Source organism: Catenuloplanes sp. NPDC051500 (assembly GCF_044454585.1).
GTDB lineage: Bacteria > Actinomycetota > Actinomycetes > Mycobacteriales > Micromonosporaceae > Catenuloplanes.
In genome coordinates, this window is record NZ_JBITDX010000006.1 from 131254 (window position 1) to 147557 (window position 16304).

The following is a 16304-nucleotide window of genomic DNA, read 5'->3' on the forward strand; positions in this document are numbered from 1 at the left end:
TCACGGGTAGGCTACGCCCATGGTGGACCGGTACGCGACCTTTGCCAACTCCGCGGCGGGCAGGGCGCTCGTCACACGCCTCGGCCTGCCCACCCCGCCCGTGCTCCGCCGCCACTCCCCCGGCGACCCGCTGGTGACCGGCCAGGTGCTTGTCGACGCCGCGCCGGGCGGGCGGCTGGCCCCGGTGGTGCGCACGATCCTGAGCGAGGCGGGTGTCCCGCTGCGCGACCCGGCCGCCGCCGCGGTGGAGGCCGGCGCCTCGGCCACGCCCGGCCGGCTCGCCGCGCTGATCTTCGACGCCACAGGTGTCACCGCGTCCGAGCAGCTGCGCGCGCTCTACGACTTCTTCCACGCCCAGGCCCGCACGCTGCTCCCGTCCGGCCGGGTGATCGTGCTCGGCACCGCGCCGGAGGACTGCGCGACGCCGCGCGAGGCGGTCGCCCAGCGCGCGCTTGAGGGCCTGGTCCGCAGCATCGGCAAGGAGTTCGGCCGGGGCAGCACGGCCCAGCTGGTCTACGCCGCGCCGGACGCGCCGCTGGAGTCCACGCTGCGGTTCCTGCTCTCCGGCCGCTCCGCCTACGTCTCCGGCCAGGTCACCCGCGTCGGGGAGGCCGGCCCGGAGACGCCCGCGGACTGGGAGAGGCCGCTGGCCGGCAAGATCGCGCTGGTCACCGGCGCGGCACGGGGCATCGGCGCGGCGATCGCCCGGGTGCTTGCCCGCGACGGCGCCCGCGTGATCGCGCTTGACGTGCCGGCCGCCGGTGAGCCGCTGGCCGCGCTGGCGAACGAGATCCGCGGCGAGGCGCTGCAGCTCGACGTCACCGCCGCGGACGCGCCAGGCCGCGTGGCCTCCTACCTCCGCGACCGGCACGGCCGCGTCGACGTGGTGGTGCACAACGCCGGCATCACCCGCGACAAGACGCTTGGCCGGATGAGCGCGGACCAGTGGGACGCGGTGCTCGACGTGAACCTGTCCAGCCAGGAGCGGATCAACGACGCGATCCTTGAGCTGCTGCCACCCGGCGGCCGGCTGATCCAGGTCTCCTCGGTCACCGGCATCGCGGGCAACCGCGGCCAGACCAACTACTCCACCTCCAAGGCGGGCGTGATCGGCCTGGTCGACGCGCTGGCGCCGGCGCTTGCCGGTCGCGGTGTGACAGTGAACGCGGTCGCGCCGGGCCACATCGAGACCGCGATGACCGCACGGATGCCCGTCGCGCTGCGCGAGGCGAGCCGCCGGTTGAACAGCCTCAGCCAGGGCGGACTGCCGGTGGACGTGGCGGAGACGATCGCCTGGCTCGCGTCGCCCGGCTCGTCCGGCGTCACCGGGAACGTGGTCCGCGTGTGCGGGCAGAGCCTGCTGGGCGCCTGATGTCCGTCTACAGGCGTGCGGCGCTCGGGCTGCTGCCGCTCGGCGCCCGGCCCCGCGACCTGCCGGACACCACACTGACCAGGAAAAACGTGGTAGTGAACCGGGCACACCTGGCCCGGTACGACAGGGTGTGCGGCTTCCGGTTCGGTGATGCGCTGCCCACGACGTACCCCCATGTACTGGCCTTTGATCTGGCCATGGAGTTGATGACGGCGCGCGCGTTCCCGTTTCCGGTGGTCGGGCTGCTCCATGTGACGAACCGGATCGAGGTGCTGCGGGCGCTGACCGCGGACGACCGCCTCGACATCGCGGTCAGGGCGTCGGGCCTGCGGGATCACCCGCGCGGGCGGCAGTTCGACATCGAGGCGACCGTGACCGCCGGGGGCGAGGCCGCCTGGCGGTCACGGTCCACCTATCTGCATCGCGGCCCCGGGACCGGCGAGTACGCCGCGGGCGGACCGGAGGTGCCGGCCACGACCGCCCGCTGGCGGCTGACACCGTCGATCGGCCCGGAGTACGCGGCGGTCTCCGGCGACCACAATCCGATCCACACGTCCTGGCTGGGCGCCCGCGCGTTCGGCTTCCCGGGCCCGATCGCGCACGGCATGTGGACGCTGGCCCGCGGGCTCGCCGCGATGGAGGGCCGGCTGCCCGCGACAGGTGTGGTCGAGACGGAGTTCCGCCGCCCGGTGCCGCTGACCGGCACCGTCGCGTTCGGCACCGACCTGCGCGCCTTCGCCGTCACCGACCCCCGCTCCGGCAAGCCGTACCTGATCGGAACTGTGTAGCTAACCCTTCCGGCCGTCGAAGGCGGTCGCCTGGCACTCCATCTCCATCGCCTCGTCCGGCTCCCACGTGTCGAAGCCGGGGCCGACCTTCCACTCACCGTTCTCCTTGACCAGCGGCTTACCGCCCGCGACCAGGCACTTGTGGTAGTTCTCGTTGTCGTCCGCCCAGTACGGGTTCTTGGTCTCGTCAAGCTCCGGCGCGAGTACCGGCCACAGCTTCTGGCAGTCCGCGTAGGCCGGATCATCGCGCGATGTGAGCCGCTGATTCCCCGGCGCACCGGGATCCAGATCGAGCAGCCCCTTCTCGTCAGTGGTGAGCCGCATCCCCTTCTCCTGCAGACACCTCATGAACGGCTGCTGCATGACGCGCTGCTCGTCCCAGGTGGTGTCCGGCCGGATCACCGGCGCGCCGGCCGGCGGCGTGGCCGAGGCCGCCGCGGCGGGCGTGGTGAGCGTGGGGATCTGTGGCGTGGCCTCCGGCTCGGCGCCACCGCACGCGGCGAGCAGAAAAACCGATCCAAGCACGACGAGGGTACGTTTCCGCATGTCGATCAGACCTTTCATCAGGTGGTGGCGAGTGCTTCGGTGGGGGTGAGGCGGGCGGCGCGCATCGAGGGGTAGACGCCCGCCACGACGCCGACGACCAGCGCGCCGCCGACGCCGGTGCCGAGCGCCAGCAACGGCACGACCGGCGGCCAGCCCTGATGCAGCGCGTAGCCGACGGACGCGGCCACGCCGAGCAGGGTCCCGGTCACGCCGCCGAGCAGCGACAACGCGACCGACTCGGCGAGGAACTGGGCGCGGATCTGTCCCCGGTGCGCGCCGAGCGCCCGGCGCAGGCCGATCTCCCGGCGGCGTTCCAGCACGGAGATGACCATGGTGTTGGCCACGCCGATGCCGCCGACAAGCAGCGCGACCCCGGCCAGGCCCAGGAAAAGCGCGTTGAAGTGCGTCTCGGTGGTGCGCTTCGCGGCAAGCGCGTCGGACGGCCTGGTGACCCGGACCTTTCCAGCACCCTCCGGGAAGACTGTCGCCGGCAGCACGTCGCGGACCGCCTCGACTGACGCGTCGTGGCTGCGCACGTAGACCACAGTCGGATGGCCGTCGAAGCCGAGCGTGGACTCGGCGGCGGGCCAGCCGACAAGCGCGGCCCGGTCGATCTCCGGGGCCAGCGGGACCGGGTCGAGGATGCCGGTAAGCGTGAACCAGCGCCGCCCGATCCAGACCTGCTGGTTCGCGGCCTCGGTGAAGCCCAGCCGGCCGGCCGCCTCCGCGCCGAGCACCACTGACGGGAACTGCTCGGTGGCCGGGCCGAACCACAGTCCGTCCTGGACGGTGCCGTGCAGCAGTGCCAGCAGCTCCGGCTCGACGGCCAGCACCGCGGTGGCGGCGGACGCGTCGGCGCGGTCGTTGCGGGCGATGGTGACGTGCGTGTTCGCCACCGCGCCGGCCTCGGTCACCGGCGCGATCCGCAGCGCCATCGCGGTGGCCTCCTTCGGCAGCTTGACCGGCGGATTCTCGTTCGGCACCGCGCTGGCCTGGAGCAGGTTGGTGCCGAGCCGGTCCAGCTCGGCCAGCAATGCCCGCTCGCTTGAGGCCGGGATGCTCATGACCACGACCATTGTGGCGATGCCGATCGAGATGCCGAGCGCGGAGAGCGCGGCCCGCATGCGGCGCACCCGCAGACCGACCAGGCCGAGCCGGATCAGGTCTCCCGCGCCCAGCCTGCTTGTCTCGATCATCTGGGCGCTCCGGTGTCCGTTACGATCCGGCCGTCGCGCAGCACGACGCGCCGCGGCAGCGCGGCCGCGATGTCCCGGTCATGGGTGATCACCGCGATCGTGGTGCCCTCCCGATTCAGTTGTCTGAGCAGCTCCAGGACCGCATGCCCGTTAGCGGTGTCAAGCGCGCCGGTCGGCTCGTCCGCGAGCACCAGCGACGGCCGGGTGACCAGCGCGCGGGCGATGGCCACGCGCTGCCGCTCGCCGCCGGAGAGTTCGTGCGGGCGGTGGTCCCGGCGGTGTGCCAGCCCGACCCGGTCCAACGCCTCGCTCGCCACCTGCCGCCGTTTCCGCCGGGGTACACCCGCGTAGAGCAGGCCGGTGCTCACGTTCTCCACCGCGGTGAAGCCATCGGTGAGGTGAAACTGCTGGAAGACGAAGCCAAGCTGCCGGCCGCGGAGCGCGGAGAGCTGCCGGTCGGAGAGCCGGCTGACGTCGTGCCCGCCGACCGCGACCGCGCCGGAGCTGGGCCGGTCGAGCGTGCCCATGATGTTGAGCAGCGTGGACTTGCCGGAGCCGGACTGGCCGACGATGGCCAGCAGCTCACCCGCGCGCACGGTGAGCGACACCCGGTCGAGCGCGGTCACCGTGCCGTAGACGCGGCTGACGTCGCTGATCTCCAGAACCGTGGTCATGAGACGGTGGCCACCGTGACGCCCTCGGCGATGCCGTCGCCGCTGATCTCCACCATGCCCATGGCGAACATGCCGGTCTGCACCGCGATCAGCGGGCCGCCGGAGACCTGGACCGCATAGCCGCCCTCGCGCAGTGCCAGCAGCGCCGCGACCGGCACGGCAAGCACGTCCTCCCGCGTCTGCCCGGCGAACGAGACCTGCACGACGCCGGACTCCAGGTCCTTCACCGCGTTCGGATCGGTGACCGCGACGACCACGGAGACCTCGGCGGCGGTGGTCACGTCTGCGTTCTGGTCGCCCTCCGGTGCGGTGGCGTTCCGGTCGATCAGCTTCACCGTCCCGGGCGTGCGCGTGCCGCCGGGCAGCTCCACCTCGACCGTCACACCCTCCTTGATCGCGCCCAGCTCGGCGACCCGGACCGGCGCGGTGACCAGCTTCTCGCTTCCGGTAAGCGACAGCACGCCGTTCGCGGCCGGGTCGCCGAGCTGCGCGTTGAGCGCGCTCACCCGGGCCGGGCCGGGCAGCACCACCACCCGCGCCGGGTCGATCACGCCGGTCACCGGCAGCTGGGCGTCGGTCTGCCAGCGCTTGATCGCCTTGATCACGTCGGCGGTGAGGATGCCGTCGTCCTTCTGCACGACCACCGGCACCGGGGACTCGCCCGGCTCGTTGACGGTCCGCCCCGGGCTCGGCTGGAGGCCCACCTGATAGTTCAGGGCGCGCAGGTTGTCGATCACCACGCGGACGTCGCGGCCGATCTGGTTCGGGGTGTCCAGCTTCCGGAACAGCGGCGTACCGCCGTAGAAGACGATCACCGGGTTGTCGTTGTTCCGGTACAGCGTCCGGCCGCGCTCCGCGTTCGCGCCGACGGCCGGCAGCCAGGTCACCGCGCCCTCGGCCCCCTTGATCACCCGAGGCGTGCCGTACCCCAGCTGTCCCCGGTAGGTCTGCGCGGTGGTCAGATCGGTGCGGGTGACCGCGACCGTCTGCACCGCGGTCGCCGGCGGCGCCGCATCCGCCGTTCGGTTCGTGCTCGTGCCCGCCCACCAGGCCGCGGCGATGCCCACCGCGCCGGCCAGGCACATCACGGCCGTCCATCTACGTCGCATACCGTCCGACCCTGCCGGGCGTTCGTCGCGCGGCGGTCAGCGATTTGTCGAGGGATTGTCAGATTTCCCGGCTTCGTCCCCGGTCCCCTTTACAGTCGAGCGGTGTTCGCCCGGATCCTGATCGCCGAGGACGACCCCCGGCAGGCGGAGATCGTCCGCCGATACCTGCAGGCGGCCGGATTCGACCCGGTCGTGGTCGGCGACGGCCGCGCCGCGATCGACGCGGTCCGCAGCAACCCACCGGATCTACTCGTGCTGGACGGGATGCTTCCGGAGATCGACGGCAAGGACGTGTGCCGCGTACTGCGCGTCGACTTCGACCTGCCGATCCTGATGCTCACCGCGCGGTCCGGCGCGGACGACCGGGTGCTCGGCCTGGAGCTGGGCGCGGACGACTACCTGACGAAGCCGTACGACCCGCGCGAGCTGGTCGCCCGGGTGCGCGCACTGCTGCGCCGCAGCTCCCCCCGGCCCGCCGCACCGCGACTCCTGCGGATCGGCGGGCTCGCGGTCGACCCGGCCGGGCATACAGTCACGCTGGACGGCGCCGACGTGCCGTGCACCCGCGGCGAGTTCGCGGTGCTTGCCGCGTTCGCCGCCGAGCCGGGCCGGGTCTTCAGCCGCCGCCAGCTGGTGGAGCGGATCAGCGGGCTGGACCGCAACGCCACCGATCGGGGCATCGACATGCACGTGATGAACCTGCGTCGCAAGATCGGGGCGGCCTACCTGGTGACAGTGCACGGCGTCGGCTACAAGCTGGTGGCCGGGTGAAGGGCGTACCGCCGCACCGCAGCCTTGTGGTCCGGCTCCTGGCCTCCTCGATCCTGATCGTGGTCGCCTCGGTCGCGGCCGCGGCGTGGCTTGCCGCGAAGACCGCCACCCGGGCGGCCCAGGAGGAGAGCGGCGCCACGCTGGCCGCGGACTCGACGATCTACGACACGCTGCTCGGGTACGCCGCCACCCACCCGGACTGGGACGGCGTCGAGCTGACCGTGCGTGCGCTTGCGGACGAGACCGGCCGGCAGATCGGGCTGGCCACCGCGGACGGGACGCCGATCGCGGGCATGACGCCGAAGGGGCAACCGGCCGCGACCGTCGATCCGCTTGACCCGGCGGGCGCGGCCGTGATCGACGAGCGGGCGGTCGGGCCGTACCGGCTGACCGAGGCGGAACGCACCAAGCAGCACGCCGCGGCCGAACAACGACTGCGCTGCCTGCGAGAACAGGGATTGGCGGCGTCAATCACCGAGTCGCCGAACGGCCGGGCGGTGGTGCGGATCGACCTGGTGAACCCACGCCAGCAGAGCGACTGTGGATATCCCGAGGGCATGATCACCGAGTCCGAGCGCGAGGCGCTCGACCGGCTGAACATCATGGTGGACGACTGCACCCGGGACGCCCGGCTGCCCGGCGTGAAGTTCATCAGCTACGACTTCACCTACATCTACGACATCGAGTCCGAGACGGAGATGCGCGGCACCGAGTTGCAGGCCTGCATCGACAGGAGCCGGCGTGCGCAGTTACGGCCGTTCGTGGCCGCGCCCGCGCTGCTCTACATCAGCAGCCCGGCCCGGCCGCCGGTGCCGGTCTTCGACCTGTCGCCGGCCAGCACGCTGCGGATCGCGGGCGCGACCGGGGCGGTGCTGCTGCTGGCGATCGTCACCACCGTGCTTGTCGGCATCCGGCTGGTCCGGCCGCTGCGCGCGCTCACCGCCGCGGCGGAGCAGGCATCGGACGGCCCGGTCGCGGTACGTGTGGACCGCAACGACGAGATCGGGCGGCTGGCCGGCGCGTTCAACGCGCTCTCCGCCCGCCGCGAGCACAGTGAGGAGCAGCGACGGAGCATGGTCAACGACATCGCGCACGAGCTGCGCAGCCCGCTGACAAACATCCGCAGCTGGCTGACCGCGGGCCAGGACGGGCTCGCCGAGGTGGATCAGGACCTGCTGGAGTTGCTGCTCGAAGAGACCGTGCTGCTCCAGCACATGGTCGACGACCTGCGCGATCTGGCCGCCGCCGACGCGGGCACGCTTACGCTGACACCGTCGCGCTGCTACATCGCGGACCTGCTGCGCCAGGTGGTGGACGCGCACCGGGGACCCGGCGTGACGCTCACGCTTGAGGCCCACGGCGACCCGGAGGCGGACGTCGACCCGGCCCGCCTCCGGCAGATCGTCGGCAACCTGGTCTCCAACGCGGTCCGGCACACCCCGCCCGGCGGCCGGGTGGCGGTGCGGGTGTCCGCCACCGGCCGCACGCTTGTCATCGAGGTGGCGGACACCGGCATCGGCATCGCGCCGGACGACCTGCCGCACGTCTTCGACCGGTTCTGGCGTGCCGACCCGTCCCGCGCCCGGTCCACCGGCGGCAGCGGTCTGGGCCTGGCCATCGCCCGCCGGCTCGCCCAGGCCCATCACGGCGACATCACCGCTGCCAGCACGGTCGGCGTCGGCAGCACGTTCACGGTGCGGCTGCCAGGGCACGCCGCCTCCTGACCGGACCGCCCGCTACCGGCACGGGTCATCGACGGCCGATTCCACGGTCGGATCGCCCGCGACCGGCAGGCCGTCGATGACCCGTGCCGAGGAGCGTGCGGGCCGGACCGGCCGGGGCTAACGAACGTCGACGGGAACCGCCCGGGAGCGTCGGCGCAGATCGAGGGTGAGCAGGGCGAGATTGGCGAGCGCGGCCGCACCGAGCAGCGCCGTCAGCGGGGCGGCGAGGCCGGGAAGGGCCGCGAAGCCGAGCGCGGCGCCGAGCAGCGCCCCGGCCACCGCCACGACCGCGCCGAGGAGCCGCGGCCGGTCGGCGCCGGTCCATGCCGCCCAGGCACCGAGGCCGATGGCCAGGCCGGCGGAGGACACGACCACCCCGGCGCCTGCCACGTAGGCGTCCGGGCCGATCGTCCAGATCGTCAGCACGACCAGCGACCAGGCCCCGAGCCCGAGCGGGAGCGGCGTGAGCACGCGCAGCCAGGCACCGGCCCGTTCCCCGAAGCCGCCGGTACGCCGGAGGCGACGGATCATCGCGACACCAAGCACCAGGGCCAGGATCGCGGCCGTGAGCGTGACAGCGACCAGGGTGTTCGCGATCGCGGTCATGGTCAGCGGTCCCGGGTCGAAGTCGACCGGGCGGGTGTCGAACCGGGAGTCGTCCACCCGGCCCTCCTCGAAGAACGTGGTAAGCAGGTGGCTGCCCGCCTCGGGCTGGTGCTCCCAGAAGTCGGCGGTGTGGCCGAGCTCGGGCAGGATCACCTGCCGGCCCCGGGGCAGCGCGGGCAGCAGGTCCCGGGTGGCCGTCTCGGCCGGCGTGGAGAAGTCGACCGAGCCGCTGACCAGGAGAGTTTCGACGTCGGTCGGCCGGGTCGTGCGATATTCGGCGTTGTCGGGGCTGTCCGGCCAGACGGTGGAGAAGCCGGCCGGGCCGCCCCAGAGGAAGGCGGTGGCGTCGCTGTGCAGGATGGAGCCGGGATCGCCGCCGGCACCGTAGAACTGCGCGGCCGACGGGGCGTCGAGCATGGCGTACGAGGCGAACTCACCCCAGACGATCGAGTCGGGCATCACCACCCCGCCGAGCGTGGACATCGCCCAGAACGCGCCGCCGCCGCTCAGGTAGGCGTCGATCACGGTCGGCGCGGACAGCGGCGCGGAACCCTTCCCGTTGTGGTGCATGCTGAACAGGCTGGCGATCCGCACGTTGCCCGGCTGGATCCGGAACGGGCCCCAGCGTGTCGGCAGCTCGTCGGAGGCCGCGCGCATGTCGGCCGCCAGATCGCCGGTACGACCGGCGCACCGTGGGTCGGCGCCGCACAGCCGCGCGTACTGCGCGATCTGCGAGTCGGTGATCACCGGGTCCCAGACCATGTGACCGGGCGGGTTCACCGAGATCATTGCCGAGCGGGCAAGCGACTCCGGGTGGCGCCAGGAGTAGACCATCGAGGTCCGGGTCCCGGCGCTGGAGCTGACCAGGTTGATCCGGGAGTAACCAAGCGCGGTGCGGGCCGCTTCGAAGTCCTCCACCCGTTGTACTGCGGAATACCCGGTCAGGTCCACGCCGTCCTTGGTCAGGCGCTGCGCGCACGCCTGGAACGCCCGGGTGGTGGCACGCAGCGCCTCGTCGCCGGTGAGGTCGGCCGAGGCGTGCATCGAGCCGGTCACCTCGGCGCAGTCCAGCCGGCGGGAACCGTCCACGCCGCGGTAGCCGACGAGCACCACGTCGTGGTTCTGCCGGAGCCGGCTCGCCTGCGGGAAGGTCATGTTCGTCGAACCGGGGCCGCCGCCCAGCCGGAAGATCGGCTCCCGGGGCTGCGGAGACTCCGCCCGGATCCGGATCACCGGAAGCGCGATGAGTGCGGACGACGGGTTGCTCCGGTTCTCCGGGACGACGAGCGTGCCGCAGTCGGCCCGCACCGCCCCGGCCTCGGTCCGGTACTCGCACTCCCGGGAGGTGAACGCGCCGGGCCGGGCCCCGTCCGGCACCGCGAGCGTGTCCGCCGGCCGGAAACTCAGGAAGACGAGCGCGGCCACGATGCCACAGGTGACCACGAAGGCGGCGGCACGACGCCGGCTCTCGATGTTTGCCATTCCTAGAACGTAGGAATCCGGGCGGCTCCGGACCTCCCTCCCGCGGGGAGCCCGGCCTCCCTCGCACGTGGGATGCGGACGCGGCCGGAACCCGCCATGATCACCGGAAAACCGGCCTCGGCAAGGAGTTCCGTTGGACGTGCCCGTCGCGGCGATCCGCAAGCTGACCCGCCAGTCGCTGCTGGTGGCGGTCGCCTGCGCGGCCGCGGACGCGATCGCCTTCGTCCTCCAGGAGCTCCCGGCCGACGGCGCCCGCTGGACGGTGGCCCTGGTGGCCATCATCGCGGCCGATGCCGCGCTCGCCACCCCGACGCGCTGGTCCGGCGTGGTGGCGACCGCCGCGGTGTCGGTCCACGCCGCCTGCGCCCTGCTGCTGGACGGCCCGCAGGACATCCGGCTCAACGAGGCAGGCGTCCTGGTCGCGTCGTACCGCGCGGGGGCCTGGCTGCGCGGCGGACCGGCCGGCGCCGTGCTTGTCGTCGTGGTCGCCGGCCTGGTGCTGTCGCACCTCGCCCGCGGGCACGCGCTTGACTGGACGGTCGTGGTCGCGGCGGTGAAGATCGGGCTGGTCACCTGGCTGGTCGGCCGCTACACCACCGCGCGGCGCGCGCACCTGGACGAGCTGCGGCGACGGGCCGAGCACGAGGAACGGGACGCGCGCGAGGCGGTCGCGCACGCGGTCGCCGAGGACCGCGCCGCAATCGCCCGGGACCTGCACGACGTCGTCACCCACCACGTCAGCGCGATCAGCATGCACGCCGGCGCGGCCCGGATGCGGCTGGCACACACGCACGCCGACCCGGCCGCGGTGGCGTCGCTGCGGTCGGTCGAGGACGCGAGCCGCTCCGCCCTCGGCGACCTGCGGGACATGCTTGACGTGTTGCACGGCAAGCGCTCCGCCGAGCAGCCAGGCCTGGCCGACATCGACGATCTGCTGCACGGGTTCCGGACCGCGGGGATCCCGGTGCGGCTGGAGACGCTCGGGACGCCCCACGCGCTTCCGCCCCCGCTCGACGGCGCGCTCTACCGGATCGTGCAGGAGATGCTGACGAACGCGCTGCGCCACGGGGATCGCGGGGCGGTCACCGTGACGGTCCGGTTCACGCCCGGCACGCTGGAGGTCGAGACGATCAACCCGTACGTCTCGCCGGGCCCGGTGAGCGACCACGGCCGCGGGCTCACCGGCATCCGCAACCGGGTGACGGCGCTTGGCGGCCGGACCCGGAGCGGCCCGGGGGCGGACGGCCGCACCTGGAGCACCGCGGTCTCCTTCGACCTGACGGACCTGACGGAGCAGAGATGACCATCACCGTGCTGATCGCGGACGACCACGCGTTATTCCGCTCCGGGTTCCGGGCGATCCTGGACACCCAGGACGACATCGACTGCGTGGCCGAGGCGGCCGACGGCGAGCAGGCGGTCGAGGAGGCCCTGCGGCTGCGGCCGGACGTGGCGGTCCTGGACGTCCGCATGCCGCGCCGGGACGGTCTGGGCGCCGCCAAGGCGATCCTCGCCATGCCCGGCAACCGGACGAACGTCATCGTGCTGACCACCCACGACACCGACGAGTACGTGCACCGGGCCATGACCGCCGGCGCGCGCGGGTTCCTGCTCAAGTCGATGCCGCCGGAGGAGCTGATCGCGGCCATCCGGATCGCCGCGCGCGGTGACGTGCTGATCGATCCGTCGATCGTCAGGCGGCACATCACCCGCTTCACCGAGGCGCTGACGCCCGCCGGGCCGTCGGCAGCTATCGAGCGGCTGACCGCCCGGGAGCGCGAGGTGCTGCAGCTGCTGTCCCGGGCGTACAGCAACGCGGAGATCGCGGGACGGCTCCACGTCGGCGAGGAGACGGTGAAGACCCACGTCTCAAGCATCCTGCGCAAGCTGGAGCTGCGGGATCGCACGCACGCGGTCGCGTACGCCCACCTGACCGGGTTCGCCGAACGGCACTGAGCCGGTCAGGACGGATGCCAGGAGGTGCCGGTGAGCAGACGGTCCGCGCCGACCCAGGCGATGTTCATCATCTGGGTGGCGGTCTTGGCCGGGTCCGCGCCGGGGTGGTCGGTCATCCAGTCGGCGAGCGACTCACCGGCGCCGACGAGCGCGTGCGCCATCACCTCCAGCTCGGTCTCGGTGGCCTGACCGCCGGAGCCGGCCATCGCGGCGCTGAGCAGCGCGGTCACCACCCGCACCATGCCGGCGCGCATGCCGGACAGCTCGGCGGCGAACGGTTCCAGTCCGCGCGCCTGCCGGTAGAGCACGGTCCAGCCCTCGCGGTTGGTGGCGACGACGTCGAAGAACGCGCGCAGGCCGTGCCAGAGCTGCCGGTCCGCGGGGGCGCCGGGATCGACCGCGCCGGCGACCACCTCCATCAGGCGGGTGGCCTCGCGGCGCAGGCAGGTGAGGAACAGCTCCTCCTTGGCGCCGAGGTAGGCGTACACCATCGGCTTGGAGACGCCGGCGTCCTCGGCGATCTCGTCCATCGACGCGGCGTGGTAACCCCGGCGAGAGAAGACCCGGGTCGCCGAGTCCAGCATCTGCGTCTCTCGGACGGCGCGCGGCAGGCGCTTGAAGGCTGGCACGCTTGTCAGCATATCTACCCACGCGTAACCTTACGCGCGGGTAGATTAGCGGAAGGACGGCGTGACATGACCGATTTCGACCCAGACACCTTCGCCACGATGGAGCCCCGGGAGTTCTCGAAGATCGTCAAGTCGACCCCCGACTCGAAGATCGCCGAGGTGATGGGCGGCCCGCAGCGCACGCTCATCCTCGACGAGGTCTTCAGCCGCATGCCGAAGCAGTTCCGGCCCGAGCGCGCGGGCGACACGAACGCGGTGATCCACTGGACCGTCACCGGGCGGCCGGACGGCGGCGCGGACACCTACGAGATCGTGATCGACAAGGGCGCCTGCACGCTCTCGCCGACCGTGGACCGCACGCCGAAGCTGGCGCTCACCATGGGACCTGTGGAGTTCATCAAGCTGATCTCCGGCCTCGGCAACCCGGTGATGATGTTCATGACGGGCAAACTGAAGGCGGACGGCAGCATGGGCCTCGCCTCGCAGATCCAGACGCTCTTCGACATCCCCAAGGCGTGACGTCGTGGAGTTCTCCCTCGATCTGAACGAGGAGCAGGCCGAGCTGCGTGACTGGGTCCACGGCTTCGCGAAGGACGTGTTGCGCCCGGCCGGCGCGGAGTGGGACGCGCGCGAGGAGACGCCCTGGCCGGTGATCAAGGAGGCCGCCACGATCGGACTCTACGGCTTCGAGTTCCTGGCGAACGCGTGGTCCGACCCGAGCGGCCTGTCCATGCCGATCGCCCACGAGGAGCTGTTCTGGGGCGACGCCGGCCTGGCGATGTCCATCTTCGGCACCTCACTGGCGGTCGCCGCGATCTTCGGCTCCGGCACGCCCGGCCAGCTCGCCGAGTGGGTGCCGCAGTGCTTCGGTGATGCGTCCGCGCCCGCGCTGGGCGCGTTCTGCTCGACCGAGCCGGAGGCCGGGTCCGACGTGGGCGCGATCCGCACCCGCGCGGTCTACGACGAGGCGAACGACGAGTGGGTGCTCAACGGGCAGAAGGCCTACGCCACGAACGGCGGCATCGCGGCGGTGCACGTGATCACCGCCTCGGTCGATCCGAGCCTCGGCACCCGTGGTCAGGCGGCTTTCGTCGTACCCCCGGGATCGAAGGGTTTGTCCTCGCCGAAGAAGCTGGCCAAGCTGGGGCTGCGGGCCTCGCACACCGCGGATGTCTTCCTCGACGACGTGCGGGTGCCGGGGCGGTGCCTGCTCGGCGGCAAGGACGCGCTGGAGGCTCGGCTGGCGAAGGCGCGCAACAACGAGCGCGCGGCCGGTCAGGCGTCGATGCGCACGTTCGAGCTGTCCCGGCCCACGGTCGCGGCGCAGGCGATCGGCGTGGCGCGGGCCGCCTACGAATACTCACTCGAGTACGCGAAGGGCCGGGTGCAGTTCGGCAGGCCGATCGTGGAGAACCAGGCGATCGCGTTCGCACTCGCCGACATGCGGATGGAGATCGACGCCGCCCGCCTGCTGGTCTGGCGCGCCGCGTGGATGGGCCGCAACAACCGCCCGTTCGCGGCAGGCGAGGGCTCGATGTCCAAGCTCAAGGCCGGCGAGGTCGCGGTGGCGGTCACCGAGAAGGCCGTCCAGATCCTCGGCGGCGCCGGATATCTGCGCGAGCACCCGGTCGAGCGCTGGTACCGCGACGCCAAGATCTACACCATCTTCGAGGGTACGTCCGAGATCCAGCGCCTGGTGATCGCACGGGCCGTGTCGGGTCACCAGATCAGGTAGCGCCGCTCACAACCCCTCAGCCCGCGCTCCCCTCCCGCCGATGGAGCGGCGATCCAGACGTCCGGCCGGGAGGAGACGCACATGATCACCACCGTGCTGTGCGTGCTCTTCCTTGCCGCGGCCGCCACCTCGTCCGGCATCGCGCTCGTCGCATGGCGGCGCCGCGCGGTCGCCTCCGGCTTCGGCGCGATCGCGTTCCTCAACGCGGGCCTGGCCGGCTGGTCAGCACTCGACGCGGCCGAGCTGACGGTCCGGGACGCACGCCTCCTCGAATCCGTCATGGCGATCTCGTTCGTCTTCGTCTGCGCCGTGGTCGTCGGCTGGCTGATGCTCTCCTACGCGCTCACGGACCGGATCTGGCATCCGAGCCGCCGCCTGATCGCCCTGCTCTCGATCGAACCGGCGCTTTGCCTGGTCACCGCGCTCACCAACCCCTGGCACGGGCTGTTCATCACCGGCTTCCGGCCCACCGGATTCGACGGCGGGCTGGTGGCGACGTACGGGCCGCTGTTCTGGGCACACACCGCCTACAGCTACGCGGTGCTGGCGTTCGCGTTCTTCCGCGTCATCCGGCTCTGGTCCGCCACGTCGTCGCGCTACCAGGCGGGCGCGTTCGCCGTGGTGATCTCGCTGCCGTCCGGAATCCTCAACGTCGTCGGCCTCTCGCTGAACGGCCGGCTCACCGACCTCACCGCGCTCGGCTTCGTGATCACCGCGCCGATCATGTACTGGATGGTGGTCCGCGCGTCGCTGCCCGAGCAGACACCTGTGGCCCGCCGCCGCGTCTTCGAGAAGATCAGCGACGCGGTCGTGGTGGTCGGCCGGGACGGGCGCATCCTCGACGTCAACCCGGCCTTCGAAGCGCTGATCCGGCTGCTGGCCACCGACCCGCCGGACGACCTGATCGGCCGCACCATGGTCGACCTGGTCGGCCCCGGTACCGCGCTGATGCCCGGCCGGGACCTGCTCCTCGACGCCGACCGCGAGCAGACCCTGGAGAACGCGTACGGCTCCGGCCTGGACCTGGACGTGCGCACCAGCCGCCTCTTCGGCCGCGGTGACCGCTGCGTCGGCTGGGCGATCGTCACCCGCGACGTCACCGACCTCAACCGGCAGCGACGCGAACTGGCCCTCGCCAACGACCGCCTCCGCGAGCAGCTCACCACGATCGAACTGCTCCGCGCGGACCTCGCCGAGCAGGCGCTCCGCGACCACCTGACCGGCCTGCACAACCGCCGGCATCTGATGGCCGGACTCACCCACCTGGTCGGCGCGGGCGGCCCGCTGTCGGTCGTGCTGATCGACATCGACCACTTCAAGCGCGTCAACGACCGCTACGGCCACGCGGCCGGCGACACGGTCCTGGTCCGGGTGGCCACCGCGCTGCGCAGCGCGGTCCGGCACGGCGACCTGCTCGCCCGTTACGGCGGCGAGGAGTTCGTCCTGGTCCTGACCGGCACCGAGGCCCCACACCGGGTCGAAGCGCTCCGCGACCTGATCGCCACCACCCCCATCGACGTCGGCGACGGCCACACCGTCACCGTCACCTTCAGCGCCGGCATCGCATCCCTGACCACCCCCGACACCCCCGAAACGCTGCTCGCAGCCGCCGACCTAGCCCTCTACACCGCAAAAAACACCGGCCGCAACCGCATCACCCTCGCCCCCACCCCCCTGGCTCTCCCCCGCCCCTGATCCCCGCCGCCAAACGCCAGA

15 protein-coding genes are annotated in these 16304 nt (G+C 72.2%); 9 read left to right on the forward strand and 6 right to left on the reverse strand.

Annotation, left to right across the window (positions count from 1 at the left end):
• Window positions 1–19: 19 nt before the first annotated feature.
• The gene (locus ACIA8K_RS14470; protein WP_396058751.1) at window positions 20–1372 is read left to right on the forward strand and encodes a 3-oxoacyl-ACP reductase; all 1353 of its coding nucleotides are present in this window, start codon (window positions 20–22) and stop codon (window positions 1370–1372) included.
• Window positions 1372–2160, forward strand: a complete 789-nt coding sequence (locus ACIA8K_RS14475; RefSeq protein ID WP_396058753.1) for a MaoC family dehydratase — start codon at window positions 1372–1374, stop codon at window positions 2158–2160. The genes ACIA8K_RS14470 and ACIA8K_RS14475 overlap by 1 nt, the downstream gene beginning before the upstream one ends.
• Here the strand turns inward: ACIA8K_RS14475 and ACIA8K_RS14480 are convergent, their stop codons facing one another.
• The 4 genes from ACIA8K_RS14480 to ACIA8K_RS14495 are packed head-to-tail and all read right to left on the reverse strand — an operon-like array spanning window position 2161 to window position 5685.
• Entirely contained in the window at window positions 2161–2706 is a 546-nt protein-coding gene (locus ACIA8K_RS14480) for a hypothetical protein (RefSeq protein ID WP_396058755.1), read from the reverse strand.
• 17 nt (window positions 2707–2723) lie between these two features.
• Entirely contained in the window at window positions 2724–3902 is a 1179-nt protein-coding gene (locus tag ACIA8K_RS14485; RefSeq protein WP_396058757.1) for an ABC transporter permease, read from the reverse strand.
• The gene (locus ACIA8K_RS14490; protein WP_396058759.1) at window positions 3899–4576 is read right to left on the reverse strand and encodes an ABC transporter ATP-binding protein; all 678 of its coding nucleotides are present in this window, start codon (window positions 4574–4576) and stop codon (window positions 3899–3901) included. The genes ACIA8K_RS14485 and ACIA8K_RS14490 overlap by 4 nt, the downstream gene beginning before the upstream one ends.
• Window positions 4573–5685, reverse strand: coding sequence for a peptidoglycan-binding protein (locus ACIA8K_RS14495; RefSeq protein WP_396058761.1), 1113 nt, complete (start codon window positions 5683–5685; stop codon window positions 4573–4575). Before ACIA8K_RS14495 ends, ACIA8K_RS14490 begins: the two co-directional genes overlap by 4 nt.
• Before the next feature lie 102 nt (window positions 5686–5787).
• Between ACIA8K_RS14495 and ACIA8K_RS14500 the strand changes: the two genes are divergently transcribed.
• Together ACIA8K_RS14500 and ACIA8K_RS14505 are read left to right on the forward strand one after the other, a co-directional pair.
• Window positions 5788–6456, forward strand: a complete 669-nt coding sequence (locus ACIA8K_RS14500; RefSeq protein WP_396058763.1) for a response regulator transcription factor — start codon at window positions 5788–5790, stop codon at window positions 6454–6456.
• Window positions 6453–8180: a sensor histidine kinase gene (locus ACIA8K_RS14505; protein ID WP_396058765.1), complete on the forward strand. Its 1728-nt coding sequence runs from the start codon at window positions 6453–6455 to the stop codon at window positions 8178–8180. Before ACIA8K_RS14500 ends, ACIA8K_RS14505 begins: the two co-directional genes overlap by 4 nt.
• Window positions 8181–8297: 117 nt before the next feature.
• On the opposite strand, the gene ACIA8K_RS14510 is transcribed toward ACIA8K_RS14505, so the two are convergent.
• On the reverse strand, window positions 8298–10268 hold the full coding sequence (locus ACIA8K_RS14510; protein ID WP_396058767.1) for an alpha/beta fold hydrolase: 1971 nt from the start codon (window positions 10266–10268) through the stop codon (window positions 8298–8300).
• Between the two features lie 139 nt (window positions 10269–10407).
• On the opposite strand from ACIA8K_RS14510, the gene ACIA8K_RS14515 reads away from it, so the two are divergent.
• Both ACIA8K_RS14515 and ACIA8K_RS14520 read left to right on the forward strand, forming a co-directional pair.
• A complete protein-coding gene (locus tag ACIA8K_RS14515; RefSeq protein ID WP_396059230.1) occupies window positions 10408–11571 on the forward strand; it encodes a sensor histidine kinase in 1164 nt (387 codons plus the stop codon).
• A complete protein-coding gene (locus ACIA8K_RS14520; RefSeq protein WP_396058769.1) occupies window positions 11568–12224 on the forward strand; it encodes a response regulator in 657 nt (218 codons plus the stop codon). The genes ACIA8K_RS14515 and ACIA8K_RS14520 overlap by 4 nt, the downstream gene beginning before the upstream one ends.
• 5 nt (window positions 12225–12229) lie before the next feature.
• Here the strand turns inward: ACIA8K_RS14520 and ACIA8K_RS14525 are convergent, their stop codons facing one another.
• Window positions 12230–12862, reverse strand: coding sequence for a TetR/AcrR family transcriptional regulator (locus tag ACIA8K_RS14525; protein ID WP_396059232.1), 633 nt, complete (start codon window positions 12860–12862; stop codon window positions 12230–12232).
• 57 nt (window positions 12863–12919) lie between these two features.
• Here ACIA8K_RS14525 and ACIA8K_RS14530 point away from each other — a divergent pair, with 57 nt between their 5' ends.
• From ACIA8K_RS14530 to ACIA8K_RS14540, 3 genes are all read left to right on the forward strand, one after another.
• Window positions 12920–13372, forward strand: a complete 453-nt coding sequence (locus ACIA8K_RS14530) for an SCP2 sterol-binding domain-containing protein (RefSeq protein WP_396058771.1) — start codon at window positions 12920–12922, stop codon at window positions 13370–13372.
• A gap of 4 nt (window positions 13373–13376) precedes the next feature.
• Entirely contained in the window at window positions 13377–14588 is a 1212-nt protein-coding gene (locus tag ACIA8K_RS14535; protein WP_396058773.1) for an acyl-CoA dehydrogenase family protein, read from the forward strand.
• An 81-nt stretch (window positions 14589–14669) separates the two neighbouring features.
• A complete protein-coding gene (locus ACIA8K_RS14540) occupies window positions 14670–16283 on the forward strand; it encodes a diguanylate cyclase (RefSeq protein WP_396058775.1) in 1614 nt (537 codons plus the stop codon).
• The last annotated feature ends 21 nt before the right edge of the window (window positions 16284–16304 follow it).